This window comes from Leptolyngbya sp. CCNP1308, assembly GCF_034932455.1.
Taxonomy (GTDB): Bacteria; Cyanobacteriota; Cyanobacteriia; order Phormidesmidales; family Phormidesmidaceae; genus Nodosilinea.
Genome location: NZ_JAYGIH010000074.1, coordinates 177,517 through 196,181, shown reverse-complemented (window position 1 = coordinate 196,181; position 18,665 = coordinate 177,517). Strand labels below are relative to the sequence as shown.

The 18,665-nt window shown below is 61.4% G+C and carries 14 protein-coding genes; 6 read left to right on the top strand and 8 right to left on the bottom strand.

Features of this window, described 5'->3' with window-relative positions; all coding sequences use genetic code 11:
* The first annotated feature begins 36 nt into the window (after positions 1-36).
* Positions 37-570: an HPP family protein gene (locus VB780_RS19405; RefSeq protein ID WP_323352826.1), complete on the top strand. Its 534-nt coding sequence runs from the start codon at positions 37-39 to the stop codon at positions 568-570.
* A 43-nt stretch (positions 571-613) separates the two neighbouring features.
* On the opposite strand, the gene VB780_RS19400 is transcribed toward VB780_RS19405, so the two are convergent.
* The 3 genes from VB780_RS19400 to hisH all read right to left on the bottom strand — a co-directional run bounded on the left by VB780_RS19400 (position 614) and on the right by hisH (position 3,235).
* Positions 614-1,876 carry an MFS transporter gene (locus VB780_RS19400; RefSeq protein WP_323352825.1) on the bottom strand — a complete coding sequence of 421 codons (1,263 nt, stop codon included), beginning with the start codon at positions 1,874-1,876 and terminating at the stop codon, positions 614-616.
* A gap of 159 nt (positions 1,877-2,035) precedes the next feature.
* On the bottom strand, positions 2,036-2,587 hold the full coding sequence (gene rsmD, locus VB780_RS19395) for a 16S rRNA (guanine(966)-N(2))-methyltransferase RsmD (RefSeq protein WP_323352824.1): 552 nt from the start codon (positions 2,585-2,587) through the stop codon (positions 2,036-2,038).
* Positions 2,588-2,590: 3 nt separating this feature from the next.
* Positions 2,591-3,235 carry an imidazole glycerol phosphate synthase subunit HisH gene (gene hisH, locus VB780_RS19390; protein WP_323352823.1) on the bottom strand — a complete coding sequence of 215 codons (645 nt, stop codon included), beginning with the start codon at positions 3,233-3,235 and terminating at the stop codon, positions 2,591-2,593.
* 148 nt (positions 3,236-3,383) lie between these two features.
* Here hisH and VB780_RS19385 point away from each other — a divergent pair, with 148 nt between their 5' ends.
* A complete protein-coding gene (locus VB780_RS19385) occupies positions 3,384-3,917 on the top strand; it encodes a hypothetical protein (protein ID WP_323352822.1) in 534 nt (177 codons plus the stop codon).
* On the opposite strand, the gene VB780_RS19380 is transcribed toward VB780_RS19385, so the two are convergent.
* The 4 genes from VB780_RS19380 to VB780_RS19365 form a co-directional block, all read right to left on the bottom strand.
* Positions 3,914-5,515: a DUF11 domain-containing protein gene (locus VB780_RS19380; RefSeq protein ID WP_323352821.1), complete on the bottom strand. Its 1,602-nt coding sequence runs from the start codon at positions 5,513-5,515 to the stop codon at positions 3,914-3,916. The two genes, VB780_RS19385 and VB780_RS19380, sit on opposite strands and share 4 nt — an antisense overlap.
* Positions 5,516-5,610: 95 nt before the next feature.
* On the bottom strand, positions 5,611-7,689 hold the full coding sequence (locus tag VB780_RS19375; protein WP_323352820.1) for an OmpA family protein: 2,079 nt from the start codon (positions 7,687-7,689) through the stop codon (positions 5,611-5,613).
* A complete protein-coding gene (locus VB780_RS19370; protein WP_323352819.1) occupies positions 7,686-11,273 on the bottom strand; it encodes a TonB-dependent receptor in 3,588 nt (1,195 codons plus the stop codon). Before VB780_RS19370 ends, VB780_RS19375 begins: the two co-directional genes overlap by 4 nt.
* Entirely contained in the window at positions 11,270-12,214 is a 945-nt protein-coding gene (locus VB780_RS19365; RefSeq protein WP_323352818.1) for a hypothetical protein, read from the bottom strand. The genes VB780_RS19370 and VB780_RS19365 overlap by 4 nt, the downstream gene beginning before the upstream one ends.
* Before the next feature lie 482 nt (positions 12,215-12,696).
* Here VB780_RS19365 and VB780_RS19360 point away from each other — a divergent pair, with 482 nt between their 5' ends.
* From VB780_RS19360 to trpA, 4 genes are all read left to right on the top strand, one after another.
* Complete coding sequence (locus tag VB780_RS19360; protein WP_323352817.1) at positions 12,697-13,182, top strand: MOSC domain-containing protein; 486 nt, start codon at positions 12,697-12,699, stop codon at positions 13,180-13,182.
* A gap of 124 nt (positions 13,183-13,306) precedes the next feature.
* Positions 13,307-13,549 carry an NAD(P)H-quinone oxidoreductase subunit L gene (ndhL, locus tag VB780_RS19355; protein ID WP_323352816.1) on the top strand — a complete coding sequence of 81 codons (243 nt, stop codon included), beginning with the start codon at positions 13,307-13,309 and terminating at the stop codon, positions 13,547-13,549.
* A 6-nt stretch (positions 13,550-13,555) separates the two neighbouring features.
* The gene (locus tag VB780_RS19350) at positions 13,556-13,861 is read left to right on the top strand and encodes a DUF3007 family protein (RefSeq protein ID WP_323352815.1); all 306 of its coding nucleotides are present in this window, start codon (positions 13,556-13,558) and stop codon (positions 13,859-13,861) included.
* A 174-nt stretch (positions 13,862-14,035) separates the two neighbouring features.
* Positions 14,036-14,830 carry a tryptophan synthase subunit alpha gene (trpA, locus tag VB780_RS19345; protein ID WP_323352814.1) on the top strand — a complete coding sequence of 265 codons (795 nt, stop codon included), beginning with the start codon at positions 14,036-14,038 and terminating at the stop codon, positions 14,828-14,830.
* A gap of 43 nt (positions 14,831-14,873) precedes the next feature.
* On the opposite strand, the gene VB780_RS19340 is transcribed toward trpA, so the two are convergent.
* Positions 14,874-18,608, bottom strand: a complete 3,735-nt coding sequence (locus tag VB780_RS19340) for an EAL domain-containing protein (protein ID WP_323352813.1) — start codon at positions 18,606-18,608, stop codon at positions 14,874-14,876.
* Between the last annotated feature and the right edge of the window lie 57 nt (positions 18,609-18,665).

The window sequence follows — 18,665 nt, the reverse complement described above, 5'->3', positions numbered from 1 at the left end:
CCATTCAGGCGGCCAAGGGATTACGGCAGACACACCATGAGACAGCTTAACTATCGAACCGCGTCGCCGCGATATATCAGGCTATTTCGCCGCTCTTCCCATCAGCCCGAGTTCACCCATGGGCAAATTTTGACCTCCTACCTGTGCAGCTTTGTGGGGATTGCCGTGCTGGCCTACCTCACGGTTTACACCGGCTATCCCCTGATCGTCGCCCCCTTTGGGGCCACGGCGGTACTGGTGTTTGCCGTGCCCGAAAGCCCCTTAGCCCAACCCCGCAACGTGATTGGAGGATGCGTGATTGGGGGATTAGTTTGCGTTGCCTGCGTCAGTCTCTTTGGCACTGCGCCCTGGGTGATGGCGCTGGCTGTGGCCACCTCGATTCAGCTGATGCAGTTGACTCACACCCTGCATCCCCCCGCAGGAGCTATTGCCCTTGTGGGCGTCATGAGCGATGCCTCTTGGGATTTTGTCTTTACCCCCGTGTTCACAGGGGCGGTTTTGCTCGTGCTTTGTACCGTGGCCTTTAGCCGCTGGATTCCGGGTCGCCCTTACCCAAAACACTGGCTCTGACGTTCTCACCGAGGAACCGCTGCGATCGCCGTTTAGAACAGCATCAGTCTAAGGCTGGCTGAGATATTGGCTGAGGCTTTTCTGGCCAAAATAGGGGGATGGCAGCGATCGCGGCCACCAGCTGCAACCCGGAAAACAGCGCCAGGGCAGACGCAAACCCCCAGCGCAGGGCTTCGCCAAACAGCAGGCTACCCAGGCCAAAGCCCGTAAACAGCGCAAACACCTTCAGCCCCATGGTCTGGCCTAGACTTTTGCCGTCGCCCAGGTCAGTGACAATGCCCACAAACAGTGGCTGGGTCAGGTCGTAGCCCAACGAGAGCACTAGAATCGCGACGGTCGTCCCTAGCGGGGGAATGTCAGGAATCATCGCCAGCCCGGCCAGAGCCGCCATCGCCAACCCTGGGGGAATTAGCCAGCGGCGGCCCCAGCGATCGACGGCCCTGCCAATCAGCGGGCTAAAAATCAGGCCCGGAATGCCGTAGCCCAAAATGGTCAGGCCAATGCGTAGGGCATCCATGCCGTAGCGCTGTGTCATGTAGTAGCCCAGCCAGGTGTAAACGCCCGAGTGAAAGATTCCGTTCAGCAGTACGTAGGCGTAGGTGCGAGAGCCCCGAAAATTGGCCAATACGGCTCGGTACCCGGCAAAGACAGCGGCGACAGAGGGCAGCTTGTCGATTTTAGGCTCGTCAAACAGCGCTCCATAGCGCCGCAGCCGCCAGAGCACCAGGGCCGCCGCCGTGGCTGTGCCCAAAAACAAGGCCCGCCAGCCCACAAAGGGTTCCAAGATAGCGCCCCCCGCAGACCCTGCGGCCATACCTCCTTCCATGGCTGCAAACACCAAACCCAGTTTCGCCCCCCGCTGGTTGTAGGGAAACAGATCGCCAATTAAGGCAAAGGTTAGGGGAATGACCCCGCTCGCGCCCAGGCCAGTGAACAATCGCCAAAAGCTCATTTGGCCTGCCGTTTGGGCGGTGGCGGTGAGGGCGGTGCAGGCAATAAAAATAATTAGAGAAATGCGAATCAGCGGCCAGCGACCAAAGCGATCGGAGAGAACACCGAAGAACAGCGCTGCCAGGGCATAGGCCAGCATATAGGCAGGCACAATGAACCCAATTTCCTGGGCAGAGACATCAAAGATTTCGGCCAGCCGGGGAATCAGCGGGGCAATCATGTAGCCCTGGAGGAAGACCAGCCCCGCCGCGATCGCCAGTAGCCCAAAAAGGCGATTGTGCTGCCGCAGCCGCAGCGATGAGTCGGCCTCTTCCCAGTGGGGAAAGTCCGGATTACCTGAATTGTGTTTCGCCATAGAGAAAATCGTGGAGGGCTGACAGCGGAGCGATCAATAGTCAGGGTTTCCTGACTTGATGCGGCGTATCAAGCGTATCAAGCTTCACGCCTCGTAACAAGGCAGCGTCTTTTAACCGCAGAGCACCCTCAGCAGCACCAGATCACGACTGTTTTAGAACTAAGAAATGTCCGGAGCTGGCGTGTAGAAAGCTAAATGACTGGTGCCGTAGTGCTTTTGGCGTACCAGCTCTAGCCCAGAAACAGCGATCGGCGCCCAGGCGTCGGGACGATGCTCCACGGCAATTTCGCCCGTGGGGTGCAGCAGGTTTAGACTCACCACCCGTTCGAGAACAGGCAGGTATAGCTCGCTGTTGTAGGGCGGGTCGAAGTAAATGCAGTCGAAGGGTTGCCCGTGCAGCCGCGACAGCTGTTTAACCACATCGCCCCGAAACAGGCTGATGGTCTGGTCGGGCTGGGCCACCTGTTGCCAGTTTTCGCGGGTAATTTTGTAGGCGTCGGGCGATTTCTCAATGCCCACTACCTCGGCTGCGCCGCGACACAGCGCCTCAGCCCCCATCGCCCCGCTGCCCGTACACAGGTCGAGCCAGCGGCAGTCGGCAATGCGCCCCTGCCAAATGTTGAACAGCGCCTCGCGCACCCGCGCCGAAGTGGGCCGAGTGTCTAGACCGGGCAGGGTTTTGAGGGCGCGATTGCCGTAGATACGCAGCATGAGCTAGGCCACCGCCATGGGGGTTTGGGCTTTGACTAGGGCCACAAAGTTGGCCAGCATGACCAGGCCAGCGGGGGCCGACTTTTCGGGGTGGTACTGCATGGCGAAGAGGTTGTCCTGGGCGATCGCCGCCGTTACTGTCTGGCTGCCGTGGGTGGTCGTCGCCGCATTCACCGCTGGGTCGCTGGGCTCAGCATAGTAGGAATGCACAAAGTACACCCAATCGCCATTGCTTACCCCCTGCCACAGCGGGCAGTGGGGCTGGGTCAGCGTCAGCTGGTTCCACCCCATATGGGGGATAGCGATATCCGGCTCCTTCTGAAACTTTTTAATGCGCCCAGGAATAATCCCCAGCCCTGGCTCTACCCCCTCGTCGCTGCCGTCAAACAATAGCTGGAGGCCCAGACAGATGCCGAGGAACGGCTTGCCCGATGCGATCGCCGCTTTGATCGGTTCCACCAGTCCCTTCTCCCGCAGGTGCCGCATCGCCGGATCAAAGGCTCCATCCCCTGGCAGCACCAGGGCGTCGGCAGCCTCCAGGTCGGCCACCACATCGGTAATCTGCGGCGTGGCCCCCGCCAGCGCCAACCCTTTGCAGGCCGAGTGCAGATTGCCCATGTCGTAGTCAATCACGGCAATGTTAGCCATACGCGCTCCTGCTTTGTTCGTTTTTCTGGGGTATCGGGATTTCTACAGACTCTATCCTACCTGGCAGATTCGAGAGAATTTTGGATTTTGGATAACGTTGTCGTCAGCGGATCTCTCCCATCTCCCTCACCCTCCTCATCTCATCATCATGCTTATTACCACCTTCGCCCCCTGGCGTGCCCACCAGCCCTCCAACGCCGCCGACGATCTGATCGGCCATCTGCAACGGCAGCGGCAGATACCCTCGGGCACCGCTGTCCTCCGCCACATTCCCGTCAGCTTTGAGCTGGCCCCGATTCGGGTAATCGCCAAGGTGGCCGAGCTGCGGCCCTCGGTGGTGGTGTGCTGCGGCATGGCCGAGGGCCGCACCCACCTCAACCTAGAGCGCTACGGTAGACAGGAAGATCGGGCGGTACCCACTTCCCTACCGCTGGAAGCCCTGATGGCGGATACTCACTTGACGGTGATTAGCGACTGCGCCGGTACCTACGTGTGCAACCACCTGTATTACCGGCTGCTGGGGGCGATCGCCAAGCACCGCTGGCCGACCGAGGCTCTGTTTGTGCACATTCCCCCCCTCACCCCAGCGACGCGCCCCATTTTTGCCCACGACTTGGCGCACATACTAAAACGGCTGGCCGACCGGCCAGCCGTTTTGTCGGCAGGGGCAGCAATCCGCTAGTTTACGGTGGTTCTAAAGCGAATTAGCCCTACCTGGTTGGCATTCACCGGCCCCACCGTCACCACCACCGCGCCATTGTTTTGGTTGGCACCACAGACCGCAGGCAGGGCCGCCCCCGGTGCAAAGAAGGTGCCAGGATCGCCGTCGGCAGCGCTGGTGTAGGTAACTGCTGGCCCCGGCGGGCTGGAGGAGGCGATCGCCTCAATGCCCAGACCTGCCCCATAGCCGTCGGGGTTAAACGTCGTCCCTGCCGGAATCTGGTCACACACCACCACATCGGTGACGTTGGCGGTATCGGAATTCGTTAGGTAAATGGTGTACTCAATGCCATTGCTCGTCTGAACCGGCGGGTCGGCAATCGTGATCAACCCCTGGCCTAGGTTGTTGCTGCGCAGTAGATCAACGGCGCTGCCGGTGCCTAGCACTTGGGTAAAGTCGGGTAGGGTGGCGGGGCCAATCAGGTTAGTCACACGCTTAATGAGGGCAAACGAACCCGCTCGTCGAATTAGGCCAAAGCCTCCGGCGATCAGGTCTAGCCCACCGTCACCGCCGACGCTAGCGCCCGTAGTCGCCGTCGGAAACGTCGTAAACTGGGCCAGGTCAAACGTATTATCTACATCGGCCGCAAATAGAGAAAATCCAAAAAATGGCTGGGTGTTTTGAGGGGCATCGAGTAGCGAGCTAATCGGGAAGAAAATACCACGTACACTCTGGTTACCCACAACGTGAGTGGGTCTAAAGGCAGGGTTTGTAAAGGCTGGATCGTCCTTGCGCAGGACTGCGCTAGGAAAGCTCACCCCAATGTCACCCCCACCGCCCCAGTCCGCCCCGAGTACATCTACCAAAGGGCCATAGGTGAGTGGGTTTCCGGCCCCGTCTACAGAGGTAATGGCCGCGATGCCAAAGCCGTCGTTGCCGCCCCGCTCCAAAATCAAAAAGCCCACATCGTTGACTTCGGCTGCGCTAACCTGCACTCCAGGATTGGCAATGATGTAATCGATGCGCTCGATATTGTTCTGAGTGTTTTGGGTGCCAGGCCCCGCTTCACCATTATTAAAGACGTTGTCAATGCCCCGGTTGATCACCCGGCTCAGCATCGCTTCTTCAATGCTGGCGGCTTCATTGGGGGACAGGGTGACAGTCGTGCCGTTGGCGGTGGTTGATTCATAGAACAGCAGCTGTCGCTGGTCGAGGCCTGGGCCGGCCCCCGGCCCAAAACGGCGAAAGACGACCTGCTCGGCCAGACCGACGGGTGGCAGCAGATCGGTAGCCGGTTCAAACCGAATTCCCCCAGCGACAATGGCCTGCAATACGGCATTAGTATCGCCGCCAAAGGTCAGATTAGTGGTACCGGCAGGGCAGGTGGTGAGTACAGTGGGATCACAGGGGCTCGCATAGGGAGCCGTTGGATAGTTGGTGGTGGTAGCTGCCTGATCGACGGTAATCAGGGTATCGACTGGTACTGAAGACGTCAGCTGGGCCAGGGCTGGGGACGCCCCTCCCAGCAGAAATGCCACTGCAATGACTAGACCACCCAGCCAGCTCAGCCACCGAGGGCCGAGAATAGGTTGCGGCGCAGCATTCTGTTGCGAAGGCATGGGCATAGGAGACTGGCACATGACGGACATCAATGGACTGACTCAGTAAACGTTAGGGAATAGCGTTTAGATCGGACTGGCTGGGTCGGCTCTGCCTACTCAAGCTGGAGGTCGGCCTCTTGGTTGAGGAAGATGATATCGAGGCCGCGCACGTCGGTAAAGATAAACTCGACGCGGCGATCGCGGGCATATTCGACGCGGCCGCTGCCCTCGCTGCGGCGCTGGGTCTCACCCAGGGGCACAATCCGCATGCGCTCCATGGGCACCCCCTGGCGAATCAGGTACTCGCGGGCGGCCAGGGAGCGGCGTTCGCTCAGGGCCAGGTTGTAGGCGGCGCTAGCGCGGGGGTCGGTGTGGCCGTGTAGTTCCACCGTCAGGAAGGGATACTCCAGCAGGGCGGCGGCAATCTGGTCGAGCACCCCGGCGCTCTCGGGGCTAATGTTGGAGCGATCGAGGGCAAAGTGAATGTTGCGCGGAATTTCGAGCTGTAGGGGCTCCAGGGGCGGCGGTGGCTCGACGGGTTCCGGAGGCGGTGCGGGCGGGTCGCAGTTGGGTAGCTCCGCTGGGGTGACGGGCAGATCGGGCAGGGTGCCATCGGCGGCCAGCACAGCGGCGACGGCGGCAGGTTCTGAGGTGCCCCAGGCCGGATCGGTGGCGATCGCGCTCACCCGAGTACCGGGCGGCAGCGCCAGACTGGCGCTAAAGGTGCCCTCGGGGCTAGCGGTCACCGTCCCGAGAGGCTCGCTCAGGGGGCTGTAGGGAAAGCCATCTTCCGCCACCCGGTACAGATCCACCTCGCTGCCGGGGTCGGCGGTACCCGTCAGGGTGACCTCCGCCGCACCGCTAGCAAAGCGATAGGCGTCAAACTGGGGGGCGTTGATGGCGGCGTTGCCGGTTTCGTGGCGGCGTTGGTGGGAGTTGCGCGGGGGGTTTGGCCCATCCCCCTTTTGAAAGTCTGTCACCCCGGTGTTGCCCTGGGTGTTGAGGTCAATGGCCAGGCCGTCTAGCTCGGCATAGCGGTTGCCGCGAATCTGGTTGCGGTGGCTCTCGGGGTAGGCCGTCACCGCCACCCCTGGCCCCGGCTGGTAGCCAATAAAGTTGTCGCTGAGCTGGTGGTCGCTGCCCATTAGGTACACCGCCGCCCGCTCAAACCGTCGTCCGTTGTACTGAATGGCGTTGCCCGAGATCTGGGTGGCTCCCTCCGGCTTAAATAGATAGATGCCGCTGCCGTCGTTGGCGCAGATCAAATTGTCGGTAATGGCGCTGGCGGCGATCGTACCCTCCAGTCGAATGGCGTCGGGCATCCCGGCCAGACCGTTGCCGATGATGGCGTTCTCGCTCACCTGCAAGCCATCGGCCCGAAAGCCCGTAATGATGGCGCTGCCGTCGTGGTTTTGAATGCGGTTGTTGCGAATCGTGGTCTCTATGGCGTTAAACACCGTTACCCCAAAGGCCGAAGGCACGGCAGGAAACTCGCCATCGGGGGGCAGCCCTAGCCAGTTTTGCTCGATTACTACCCCTCGGGGCACCGTCTCGGGCTGGGTCAACCGAAACAGCTCTAGGGCGGGGCTGAGGGGGCTAGCATCCACCGGGGGAGCCAGGGCGCTGACGAAAATATCGGAGGGTGGCGTGGTCTGGGTGGCGCGATCGCTCGTCCTAAACCCGTACAAACTCAGCCCCCGCACCGTCACCCCATCGGCGGCGATCGTGAGGCCACGAGCCACCTCGCTGCCCTCAGCCACCGTCAAACTCACCGCTGGTGTAGCCGGAAATTTGGGGTCATAGGTGGCAGCGGCATCGTAGCCCGCCTGGGTAGTACCGTCGATGACTAGCTCTGGCGCGACAATCTCGGGCAGTAGATCGACTAGGGCGATCGTGGTCTGCCCCACCGGCAGGTCAAAGCCAATCCGCGACCCCTGCCCGGCGGGTAGAGGCTGCACAAAGGCTTGCTCAGCCTCGCTCAGTTGCTCAGGGGTGAGGGTGCCGTTGGCCAGCTCGATCGCCTCCCGTAGAGTCAGTCCTTCATCGGGCTGCACTAGCCCATCCTCGGCGCTGGTCACCCGCAGGCTGTAGGTCGCCAGGGCCGACTGCCCCGCCACTGGAGCCACCGCCAGGGCCAATCCCGGCACGGTCAGAGCGAGCGCACCATATCCGATCCACCACCGCTGATTCATTCCTCACCTCCTGGGGCAGTGCCCGTTGCATCGGCCTCGGGCCTGTCGATCAGGGCCGCCTCATCCACGTAAGAGTCTTGCTGCTGAGGTGGCGACACCGGCTGCACCCCAAAGCGGTTAAACAACTGGTTGACCTTGGCGGTAATACCAAAGTAGGGACCACTGGCCGACCGATAGCTGCCGCCGCCCACAAAGGAGCCGTCGCTGGCCCCACCAAAGCTGTAGCCCAGCCCCAGCCGCACATCGGGGGTCAGATAGTAACCCGCCTCCAGGGCAAAGCCGGTTTCGTTGTAGCCCACCACCGGCTGCCCTAACCAGCGCACCTCAGCCCCCACATCCCAGCGGTAGGCAAAGCGATAGGTGGCCCGTGCCTGGGCCAGGTGAATGCTGTTCGAGAAGCCAATATCCTGGGCCAGGTTGGCGGTGCTATAGCGCAGGCCGTACTTGCCGTAAAACTCCCACCGGTAGTTGGGGGCGTAGATGCCCTCCAGTGACAGGGTGTGGTCTTGGGCCTCAGAACTGACCCCCTGCAAGATGCTGTTGGGGGTGCTGCTGGGGTTGTTGCGAAACTCGTAGCTCAGCAGACCGTTAAACTGGTCGCTCACCGGGTTGCGGTAGGCCAGCCCCAGGCGCAGGGTGCTGGAATCTCCCAGCTGGTCGGTGATCGTCTGGTTGGCAAAATTGCCCAGATCAAAGCGGGCCAGGCCGGTTAGCGAGTCGGTAATTTTTCCAGCCGCCGCCGCCCCCAGCACCAGGTTGCTCGAACCCGGCGAGTCACGGTACTCAATGCGGCCGCTGGCCTGCCAGTCGGGGTTGTCGGTGTACTCCAGGCCCACCGAGTACACGGTGGAGGCCTGTAGCCCCAGCCCCGAGGCCCCCTGGCCCACTGCGAAGGGTTGGGCAAACTGCTGACCTAGCCCAGTCAGGTTAAAGGCATCCCCAAAGATGCGCTCAAAGCCAAAGGTGGCCCGCAGGCCGGGGGCCAGCGTCAGCCGGTGGTTTAGGCCGACTGCGCCCTGACCGGTAATGCCGTTGTAGCCCCCCAACAGCGAGTAGCGGTTGGTCAGGGTGGTGTTGTCGTCGAGCTGGTAGTCAACGATGGTGTCGAGGCTGGTGATTGAACTTGGCCCCTGCACCCCCGATAGAAACTGCTGGGCCAGCCGCAGACTGACGCCGGGCTGCACCGCCCACTCTAGCCCCACGGTATTGCGGGTGGGGTAGAGGGGGTCAGAGGTACTCAGGTTGAGTTCGCTCTGGGCCAGGGCGCTCAGGGTGGCGGTCAACGGCAGGTTGAGCCGCGACACCAGCTGATTAGCGTCGGTGGAGAAGTTGGTCAGGCGATCTTCGCGGGAGCGATTGACAAAGTCCACTCCCAGGGTGGCGCTGCCAATCTGCTGAATAATGCCGGCCCGAATCTCGGTGAGGGTGTTGTCAACGACTCCCCCCCGCACGGGGTTGAAGCCGGGCTGGAGCAGTCCCGTGGCAGTGGTTTGTACCGCTACGGCATTGCCCACGTTGCGCTCCTGATCGACCAGGGCACGCAGCTGGGTTTGCGCCCCCACCTGGGCCTGCACCTGGGCCCCCCAGCGGGTCTGGCCGGGGCTAAAGCTGCTGGTGGCGGTGTTGTTAAAGCCGCTGTCGGTGGAGCGGTAATAGGCCTGGCCGGTGATGCCGTCGAAGGGGGTGCCGCTCAGCTCAATGCGATAGGCGTTGCCCTGGCTGTTGGTGCCCCCAGTATTAAACGACGAGCGAGCAAATTCGCCCGTGACCCGGCCCAGATCGCCCAGGGGCCAGAGGAAATCGAACCCGTAGAGGGTGAAGTCTTGGGCCCCCTGGTTTTCGGTCAGCAGGGTGGCCCCAACGACACCGCCGTTATCGCCCTCGGGGCGGTACTGCAAGCGCCCGGCGTAGAGACTGCCTCGCACCGAGGCATCATCCACCTGGTAGGTGACGACAATGCGCTTCACCAGGGTGGTGCCCAGGGGGTTGAGGTCTACGGCCCGCACCGGCTGGCGAAAGAGTAGGGTGCCGCGATCGTAGTCGATGTCGTAGTCGACGCCACGGTAGAGCGGGGTGCGCTCCAGTACCGTGCCGGGGCGGTTAAATTCCTCGGCTTCGATGAACACGTTCTCACTGCCCCGCAGCACCAGCCGCCGCGACAGGAAGTAGTAGCCGCTGGTGCCGTCGGGGGCAATGGTGTCGCGCTGGAGAGGCCGCACGTTGTCGCCGTACATGGCGGTCAGCTGGAGGCCGTTGCCAAAGGTGTAGTTGCCCTTAAAGCCGTGCAGCTCGCGCACGGTGGCGGTGAACTGCTGCGACTGCCCGGCAAACTCCTGGGTACCGTAGTCGCCCCACATGAAGTAGTCGGGGTCGGCGTCGGGCGCGAGCGAGTCACGCTGAAAGCGCAGGTACAGGCTGTCGATCGACTCGGTAAGAAAGTCGGTGGTGGAACTGTCGCCGTAGACCGGATAGGTCTGGTCGCAGGCCTGCACATCGCGGTAGAGGCCGTTGCCGTCGCAGCGATCGTTGAGGCCGCGAGTGTTGTTGTAAGCCCCGGTAAACGACCAATCGCCCAGGGCTCCGGTTGCAAACAGCCCGGTGGTAAAGCTCACCTCGACATCTTGGTTGAGGGAATCGGCGCTGAGGAAGTCCCTGAAGCTCCCCAGCAGATTGGTGCCGCCTCGGCCAATGCGGAAGTCAACTACCCCAGAAATGATGGTGGGGCGCAGGTCGGTGACAAAGCTCACCTGGGTAGTGGCCTCTAGGGCTGGATAACCCTCCCGCAGGGTGGGGTCAAGCTCGCGCAGGGTGCGGGGATCGACCGTGGCCCGCACTGTGACCGACTGGGCATCAAGGGTCGATCGCAGCCGCGCCTCAAATAGCCCCTGCCGGGCCAGCACCTGAAATCCGCTGCGATCGCTATCGTAGTCGGCCCCAATAAACTCCCCGGCGCTGCTGGTCAGGGTCACGACCACATTGTCATCAAGGGGGACGCCCTCGGCAGCGGTGACCGCTCCCACCAGAGTCAGTGCCGATCGCCCGTTGGCCGGTATTTGAATGTCGCGCTCGGGCTCGACGGTAATGCTGTAGGTCGCTACCTCCGGCTGGGGCACGACAGGCCGCAGCGGCTGGGTGGGGGGCGGGTCGAGGGGCAGCTGGTCGCCGCCAAACTGAAATTCAAATAGCTCGGAGTTTTCGCTGCGGTTAGCCAGGGGCAACCCACCTTCGCCGGGCAGAGCATTGGTGTCAGAGGTAGGGAGATCGCCTGAGGGCAGGACGGTGGCGGCAGCGATCGCCGCCGTTGAATCGGCCCAAGGCGATGCAGTAGTCGCCGTCGAAACTACAGCTTCAGAGGCGGGCGACGACTGTGGCAACGGTATCTCTAGCGTTTCGACGGCGGCGGGTTCAGCCGCAGTGGCGTCAACCACCGATTCCACCGCTGCACCTGAGCTACCGGAGACGTTCAGATCCGCCGCCGTACCCAGATCCCCAGGGGCCGCATGGCCAGGCAGCAGCAGACCGAACGAGCCAGCCAGGGTGGTTAACAGGCCCAACCCCAGCGAACGAGAAGACAGAGGCATCATGACTGCTCCTCCCCAAAGGTTGGTGTAACGGCAAAGTTCATCCGACCCAGGCCACCGGGCGACAACCGCACAAAGCGAGAGGCGCTATTTTCCTCAATGCGGTAGAGGTTGGGGGCCAGGGTATAGCCAGGCAGGCTGTAGAGATCCAGCGTGCCAACCCGGTAGCCCGGCAGCACGTTGGCCAGCGAGAACAACCCGTCTGGGTCGGTCAAAATACGGTTGCCATCGTCCATAAAAATGACGGCGTTAGGTACCCCAGGCTCACCGGGCTGCTGCTGCCCATCGAAGTTTCTATCGACAAACACCCGGCCCAGAATGGTGCCACAGTCGGCCACAATGCCAGGACGAATGGTCATCTGGTAGGCGGCAGTTACCGGCGTAAAGCCGGGGGCCGAGGCCTGGGCAATATTGCGCCCGCCGCCGCGCACGGCATCAGGGGTCAGCAAGACTCCGTAGGCTACCGATACCGACTCCCCAGGGCCTAAGGAGGCAAAGGTCAGGGTCAAACTGCTGTCGGTGGTGACCACCTGGGTGGGCTGCTGCGGAGTTGCCTGCACCGAGTTGGGCACGTAGAGCAGCCCCAGGGGCAGCTGATCAGTGATGGTGAGTGGCGTGGCCGCCTGGGTCGAGACGTTGGTGACCAGCAGCCGATAGATCGCGACATCACCGGGTTCGGCAGCGGCGCGGTCAGCGGTCTTGGTAATTTGCAGCAGCGGTAGCTGCGGCCCTGGTGGCACCACAGTGCCCACCTGCGTCTGGTTAGAGACGGTGGTAGACGGCCCTGTAGGGCCTACAAACTGGGCCGAAGCCTGGTTAACAAAAATCTGGCTCTGAGCCTGCGCCACCGTCGACGATGGCCCTGCATGGCTCAGGCAATAGCTTAAAACCAGGGCCAGCAAGAACAGCAGCCCCCGGTACAGTCGTCGCTGAATACGTCTCACACCACCCCTCTGAGACCACTCATCACACCACAGCACGCCTCTGAATTAGTCAGAGATATGCCTTATAACCACTCCCACAGGGCCGAATAGCCCATTGTCAACAGTCGAAAGACTTAAATTCCGCTGCCAAACTCGGCAAATCATACCAAGGTCATCCGTGAATACCACAAAAATCCTGTAAAGATTCTTAAATGGATCCGGATTCAGTTGTCGATGCCCAGCGCCCCAATGTTAAAAATTCAGGCAGACAATGCTCTGCCGTAAATTTGAGCTAAAACGTACCACAGAGCTTATATGGAATTTGTAAGGACAGTTCCAGCGGGCGTTGCCGATCGCGCAAGCAGGCCACCCCTGAAACCTTTCCCCGCCCACAGTGGATCTGTTCAAAGCCTTCTCTTGCCCAGCTTTTTGGATGTTGAGTTCGCCCCTTTACGCCCCTCACGCCCCCTTAAGCCCCTTCAACCCTGCCCCAGGTCTGCCCCATGAAGTTCACTGGTCGAGTTGTCCAGATCAATCTTTCCGACGGCGGCGTGCCTAAACTGCCGGTGTCCGCTGGGGAGGTGACCCTGGCCGGTCTGGAGGGCGATCGCCAGCGCGATCTCAAATTCCACGGCGGCCCCGATCGCGCCCTCTGCCTCTGGTCGTTAGAGGTCATTGAGTTGCTCCAGCAAGAGGGGCATCCCATCGCCCCCGGCCATGCAGGCGAAAACCTCACCCTAGCCGGGATAGATTGGGCCAATCTGGCCCCAGGCAGCCAGCTCCAGTTGGGCAACCAAGTGCTGGTCGAGATTACCGACTACGCCGCCCCCTGCCGTACGCTGACGCGCTGGTTTAGCGATCGCCGCTTTAGCCGCATTAGCCAAAAGCACCACCCTGGCAGCAGTCGGCTGTACGCGCGGGTACTACGGGGGGGGCTGGTGAGCTTGGGCGATCGCGCCATTGTGCAGGTAGAAGAGCGCACAACCTGAGACCGCCAACCAGCTTTCCTTTTACAATCTTCAAAGAAGCACTATGATTTGGGGTAAGCGGGGCATAAAGTAGTCTCTGCGCCCAAGTTATTGGGCTTTACAGTCGGGTTAGTGGACAATCACCATGACATTGCCAGAGCTATCAAATGATTTTCTACTGGCGGCGGGAGCGTACGCCGGGGTTGCCGGGCTCTACCTGCTGGTAGTCCCCCTGGCGCTGATTTTCTACGTGCGGCGGCGCTGGTACGTGGCGGGCTCCATCGAGCGCACTCTGCTCTACGGGTTTGTTTTTGTCTTTTTCCCCGGCATGCTGTTGTTTAGCCCCTTTTTGAATTTTCGCCCGCAGCCCCGCGACCTCAAGGCCTAGGAGGCTATGCGACGGATTGACGTTATTGCCATTGGCCTCGGCATTTTTCTAGCCGGGGGCTGCCTGTTCCTTGGCTTTCGGCTGTTTGGCCTAGACGGCATCAACGCTGGTATTTGGAGCCAGGTGGTGATGGTAGGCGGCCTGGTGGCCTGGCTGGCCAGCTATCTGTTGAGGGTCGTCACCCACAAGATGACCCTTAACCAGCAAATGGAAGACTACGAGTCAGCGGTGTTGCAGCGGCGGCTCGACGAACTCAGCCCCGAGCAGCTGGCGGCTCTCCAAGAAAAGCTCAGCGAGGGTGACAGCGAGTAGGGCATTATCGGCGCTCCTCAAAATTAGACCTGGGGAAGATCCAAACTTTGGCCCTGGCCGCTGAGCTTGAAACCATAGACGTAGTGCCCCTCTTGCCCTAAAGTGCTCTATTGGGCGAAGTTTGCCCAATCCCTTTGGCTCACCCGCTTTGGACTACGTCTTCGGTACCCTGCTATGGCCCTTGTTTCCGATCGCTTCCGTGACCTGCGAGCGCGGGGCGAATGCGCCCTGATTCCCTTTATTACCGCTGGCGATCCTAACCTGGCGACCACCGCTGCAGCCCTGAGGGTGCTGGATGAAAACGGGGCCGACTTCATTGAGTTGGGGGTACCCTACTCTGACCCCTTAGCCGACGGGCCGGTAATTCAAGCCGCCGCCACCCGCGCCCTAGCCCAGGGGGTCACCCTCGACGCCGTTCTGGGCATGGTGAAAGCGCTGCAGCCGCCGCTGAACGCTCCGCTGATTTTGTTTACCTACTACAACCCCATCCTCAACCGGGGTATTGATCAGTTTATGGCCGATCTAGCGGCGGTAGGAATTGCTGGCCTTGTCGTGCCTGACCTGCCCCTCGAAGAGGTCGATGCGCTGCTAACCGCCGCCGCCGCCGCCAATATTGATGTCACCCTGCTGGTGGCCCCGACCTCGCCGTCGGAGCGCATTGCTGCGATCGCCGCCCAGGCCCAGGGGTTTGTCTACCTGGTCAGCGTCACCGGAGTAACCGGCGTTCGCAGCGAACTGCAAAGCCGCGTCAAAGACCTGATTGACAGTCTCAAACAGTCCACCGATAAACCCGTGGGCGTGGGCTTCGGCGTCTCCGACCCCGACCAGGCCCAGCAGCTCAAAGCCTGGGGGGCCGACGGCGTGATTGTGGGCAGTGCCTTTGTCAAACGGCTAGCCGCCGACAGTCCTGAGGCCGCTCTGCACACCATTGCCGATTTCTGCCAAAGCCTCAAAGCCGCCCTTGTCTAGCCGCTCTTATCGATCCACCTCGCAGCTATTCACCCCCTAAGCCTTACACCAGCCGCCACTTTTGGCCATGGCTGGCTTGCAAGTAGGGCACTGCTTTTGCCGCTGGCTGGGGGTAGCCAAACAGGTAGCCCTGCATTTCGGTACAGCCCAGCTCGTAGAGGCACAGGGTCTGATCGGCGGTCTCGACCCCCTCGGCCACCAGGCTGAGGGAGAGCCCCTTGGCCATAGCAATAATGGCGTTGACCATGGCCTGGTCAACCGGGCTGTGGGGTAAGTCTTTGACGAAGGCGCGATCGATCTTGAGGCCGTCGAGGGGAAACTGCTTCAGGTGGCTAAGGCAGGAGTAGCCGGTGCCAAAGTCATCCATCGAAATTTTGACGCCGAGCTGGCGCAGGTCGCGCAGCCGCTCGATCGAGGCGGCCATGTCGGCCATGGCCGCCGTTTCGGTAATTTCTAGCTCTAGATAGGTGGGAGGCAGGCCGGTTTCATTGAGCACAGCAGTGACCACATTGACCAAGTTGGGGTGCTGGAGCTGTCGGGCCGACAGGTTGACCGCCAGGTTGACCAGGGGTAGCCCCGCCCGGTGCCAGGCCATCACCTGGGTGCAGGCCGTGCGCATCACCCACTCGCCAATGGGCACAATCAGGCCGTTTTCCTCTGCTAGAGGGATAAAATGGCCCGGAGCTACCAGCCCCAGGGTGGGGTGCTGCCACCTCAGCAGGGCCTCCATCTGCACCACTACCCCGGTGACGACATTCACCTGGGGCTGGTAGTAGAGCACAAATTCGTCGCGGCCCAGGGCGTGGTGTAGGTAGGTCTCTAGCTTCAGGCGCTGGGCGGCTTCGGTGCTGAGGCTCTGGGTGTAGAACTGGTAGTTGTTGCGGCCCTGCTGCTTGGCCCGATACATGGCGGCATCGGCGTTTTGCAGCAGGGTGGTCATGTCCTGGCCGTCTTGGGGAAATAGGGCAATACCCAGGCTGGCGGTGACATGCAGCTCATGGTTTTGCAGCAAAAAGGTTGACGTGAGCTGGTCGGCAATGCGCCGGGCTACTTTGGCAGCGTCGCTGGCGGTGGCCAGGTTGGGCAAAATTAGCGTAAATTCGTCGCCGCCCCAGCGGGCCACAATGTCTTCGGCCCGCAGGGCGGCGCTGATGCGCTGAGTGACCTGCTGCAACAGCAGATCGCCCACGGCGTGGCTGAGGGTGTCGTTGATGGTTTTGAAGTGGTCGAGGTCAAGAAAAATCACGGCCAGCATGTGGTCGGTCTGGCTGGTGCGAGCGATCGCCTGGGGCAGATGCTGGTCAAAAAAAGCTCGATTGGGCAGTCCGGTGAGGGTGTCGTGGTACACCTGATAGCACATCTGCGCCTCGGTCTGCTGGCGCTTGAGGGCACCCCCCAGGCTGGCGGCCACCGCCACTAAAATCGACTCGTCGCTGGTGCTCCACTCCCACTCTTGCTGGCAGGCGTCAAAGCCAATGTAGCCCCACAGCTGGGCGTCAATAAAAATGGGCACCATCAAAATCGAGAGAATGCTGTCCCTCAGTAACACCGCCTGCTCGCCGGGGGGGAAATGGCGGGTCAGGGCACAGATCGATTTACCCTGCTCTAGCAAAGTGAGCCAGCGCTCTAGGCCCAGGGCGCGGTAGCTCTGATCTTGCCAGTAGGGCTGGTCAATGCCGGGGGCCGTGGCGGGGGTAGTCCACTCGTAGCACAGGGTCATGGCCGGTTCCCCGGTGATCGACTGGGGGTGGTGGGTGTAGACGTAGGCGCGATCGGCGGTAGCCGCCTCCCCCAACCGGGCCAGCACCTGGGGAATGGCCTGGTTCATATCGGTGCTGGTGAGCAGGCACTGGCTGGCCTCGGCCACCCCTTGCAGCAGGCGATCGCGCCGCAAAATAGCCGCCTCTCCCCGCTTGCGATCGGTGATATCCTCGACGGTGCCCTCGTAGCCGATTAACTGGTTGCGATCGTCGTAGATGGCCCGCGCCGACTCCGAAATCCAGATCACCGCCCCGTCTTTGCGATACACCTCTGACTCAAACCCCAGCACCGCCCCACCAGCCTGAATCAGATCGGTAAATTCCTGGCGGCGGCCAGGCTGCACATAGAGCTGCTGGTTAATATTGGTCAGGGTCTGCATCAAATCCTGGGGCGACTCATAACCGTAAAGCCTGGCCAGCATGGGGTTTACGGTTAGATACTGCCCCTCGGGAGTGCTTTGAAACATGCCCTCGACGGCATTCTCAAACATGCTGCGGTACTTCAGTTCTGCCTGCTTCAGCGACAGCTCGGTCTGGCGACGCTCCAGGGCTAGGGCCAGGTCAGCGGTCACCACCTGGAGGAGGTCAACGTCGGCCTCGGCCCAGGGGCGCGGGGCAATGCAGTTGCTGAACCCCATCACCCCCTGGAGTCGGTTTTGCAGGGTAAGGGGCAGCAGCAGAATCGACTTCACACTGCTGGGAGGGCTAGACAGCACCTGGCGCTGGAAGTCAGAAAAGTCTGATTCCACCTGATTGATAGGCTGCTGCTGCCGCAGCTGGCTGTGCCAATCGGTAAACAGCGGTTCTAAGGGCAACGTCTGAAAGCGGGGATCGCCAACGGTGGAGACGATTCCTGGGGCCGACCACTCCACCCGCTGGCGCAGAGAAAACGGTTCGCCCTGGCCCCCTTGCAGCTCGTAGTAGTAGACCCGACTGGCCCCAGCCAGCTCTCCTAAAGCCGCAAAAATCGCCAGGATCAAGGGCTCTTGCCAATCCCACTGCCAGGCCAGCAGCAGGCGCTGAATCTCGGCCAGGGTGGACAGGGTCTGCTCTCGCCGCTTGAGAGCCTGCTGGGAGGCAATCTGCGCCGTCACATCTTCAAAGGTGCAGAGCACTCCCACCACGGTGCCGTCGGCGTCGCGCATGGGCAGGCGGCTACAGTCCACCCAGCCCTGGTGGCCATCGGGGTAGGTTTGGGGCTCAATGGCCTGGAGATCGGCAATGCCCTGGGCCATCACCAGGCGATCGCGGGCAGTCCGGTAGGCGGCCTCTTCCACGTTGATGTAGGGCAGAGCGGTGTCGGTGCCCCCCACAATCTCGGCGGGAGACGACAGGCCCATGGCCGTAGCAAAGGCCTGGTTGCAGCCCAGGTAGCGACCCTGACTGTCTTTCCAGAACAGGGGCTGGGGAATACTGTCTAGCACCAGCTCCAGCAGGTCTTCCCGCGCTTTGAGGGCTTGCTCCACCTGGCGCAGGGCCGCCTCCGACCGTTTGAGTGGGGTGATATCGGTGATAAACCCTTCAATGCCGCTGATCTGCCCTTGGCTGTCCACAATGGGCGATCCCTTCTCCCACACCCATTTCTCTTCGCCGCTGCGGGTATGGATGCGGTATTCGACCTCGTAGGCCTGGCGCAGATCGACGGCCTGGCGAATGCTGACCAGCACTCGGGGCAGATCGTCCGGGTGGGTAATGGTGTTGTACGACGCTGGGTAGTTGGGGCTGAGCAGCTCCTCAGGCTGGTAGCCGGTGAGGGAATGGCAGCCGGCGCTGAGATAGCGCATTGACCAGCCGGCATCGCCATCGGCCTGAAACACAATGCCCGGCATCACATCGATTAGCCGCTGGGGGGCAGCCGTGCCTGGGGACATCGCCAGAAAAGCGGTTTGACAAGTCTCGTTTTGGGGTGGCAGCAGGGTCAGGGTAAGCCAGTACAAGAAAGCATTATTAGAAGCGGAAAAGCAGGCCGATGAGGGAGCGATTACAGGGTCAATGCGATGGATCTTGGGATCGTGCATAGGTCATCGGCTTGGCTTGGCGGTTTCAGTGCCCATGGCAGTGGTCTCAATATGCCC

Coding starts and splice junctions, on each gene's coding strand:
- VB780_RS19400 (WP_323352825.1), bottom strand. CDS start 1,876: ATGGCGAAACACAATTCAGGTAATCCGGACTTTCCCCACTGGGAAGAG.
- VB780_RS19380 (WP_323352821.1), bottom strand. CDS start 5,515: ATGCCTTCGCAACAGAATGCTGCGCCGCAACCTATTCTCGGCCCTCGG.
- VB780_RS19405 (WP_323352826.1), top strand. CDS start 37: ATGAGACAGCTTAACTATCGAACCGCGTCGCCGCGATATATCAGGCTA.
- VB780_RS19350 (WP_323352815.1), top strand. CDS start 13,556: ATGCGACGGATTGACGTTATTGCCATTGGCCTCGGCATTTTTCTAGCC.
- VB780_RS19375 (WP_323352820.1), bottom strand. CDS start 7,689: ATGAATCAGCGGTGGTGGATCGGATATGGTGCGCTCGCTCTGACCGTG.
- ndhL (WP_323352816.1), top strand. CDS start 13,307: ATGACATTGCCAGAGCTATCAAATGATTTTCTACTGGCGGCGGGAGCG.
- VB780_RS19385 (WP_323352822.1), top strand. CDS start 3,384: ATGCTTATTACCACCTTCGCCCCCTGGCGTGCCCACCAGCCCTCCAAC.
- rsmD (WP_323352824.1), bottom strand. CDS start 2,587: ATGCTGCGTATCTACGGCAATCGCGCCCTCAAAACCCTGCCCGGTCTA.
- hisH (WP_323352823.1), bottom strand. CDS start 3,235: ATGGCTAACATTGCCGTGATTGACTACGACATGGGCAATCTGCACTCG.
- trpA (WP_323352814.1), top strand. CDS start 14,036: ATGGCCCTTGTTTCCGATCGCTTCCGTGACCTGCGAGCGCGGGGCGAA.
- VB780_RS19340 (WP_323352813.1), bottom strand. CDS start 18,608: ATGCACGATCCCAAGATCCATCGCATTGACCCTGTAATCGCTCCCTCA.
- VB780_RS19360 (WP_323352817.1), top strand. CDS start 12,697: ATGAAGTTCACTGGTCGAGTTGTCCAGATCAATCTTTCCGACGGCGGC.
- VB780_RS19370 (WP_323352819.1), bottom strand. CDS start 11,273: ATGATGCCTCTGTCTTCTCGTTCGCTGGGGTTGGGCCTGTTAACCACC.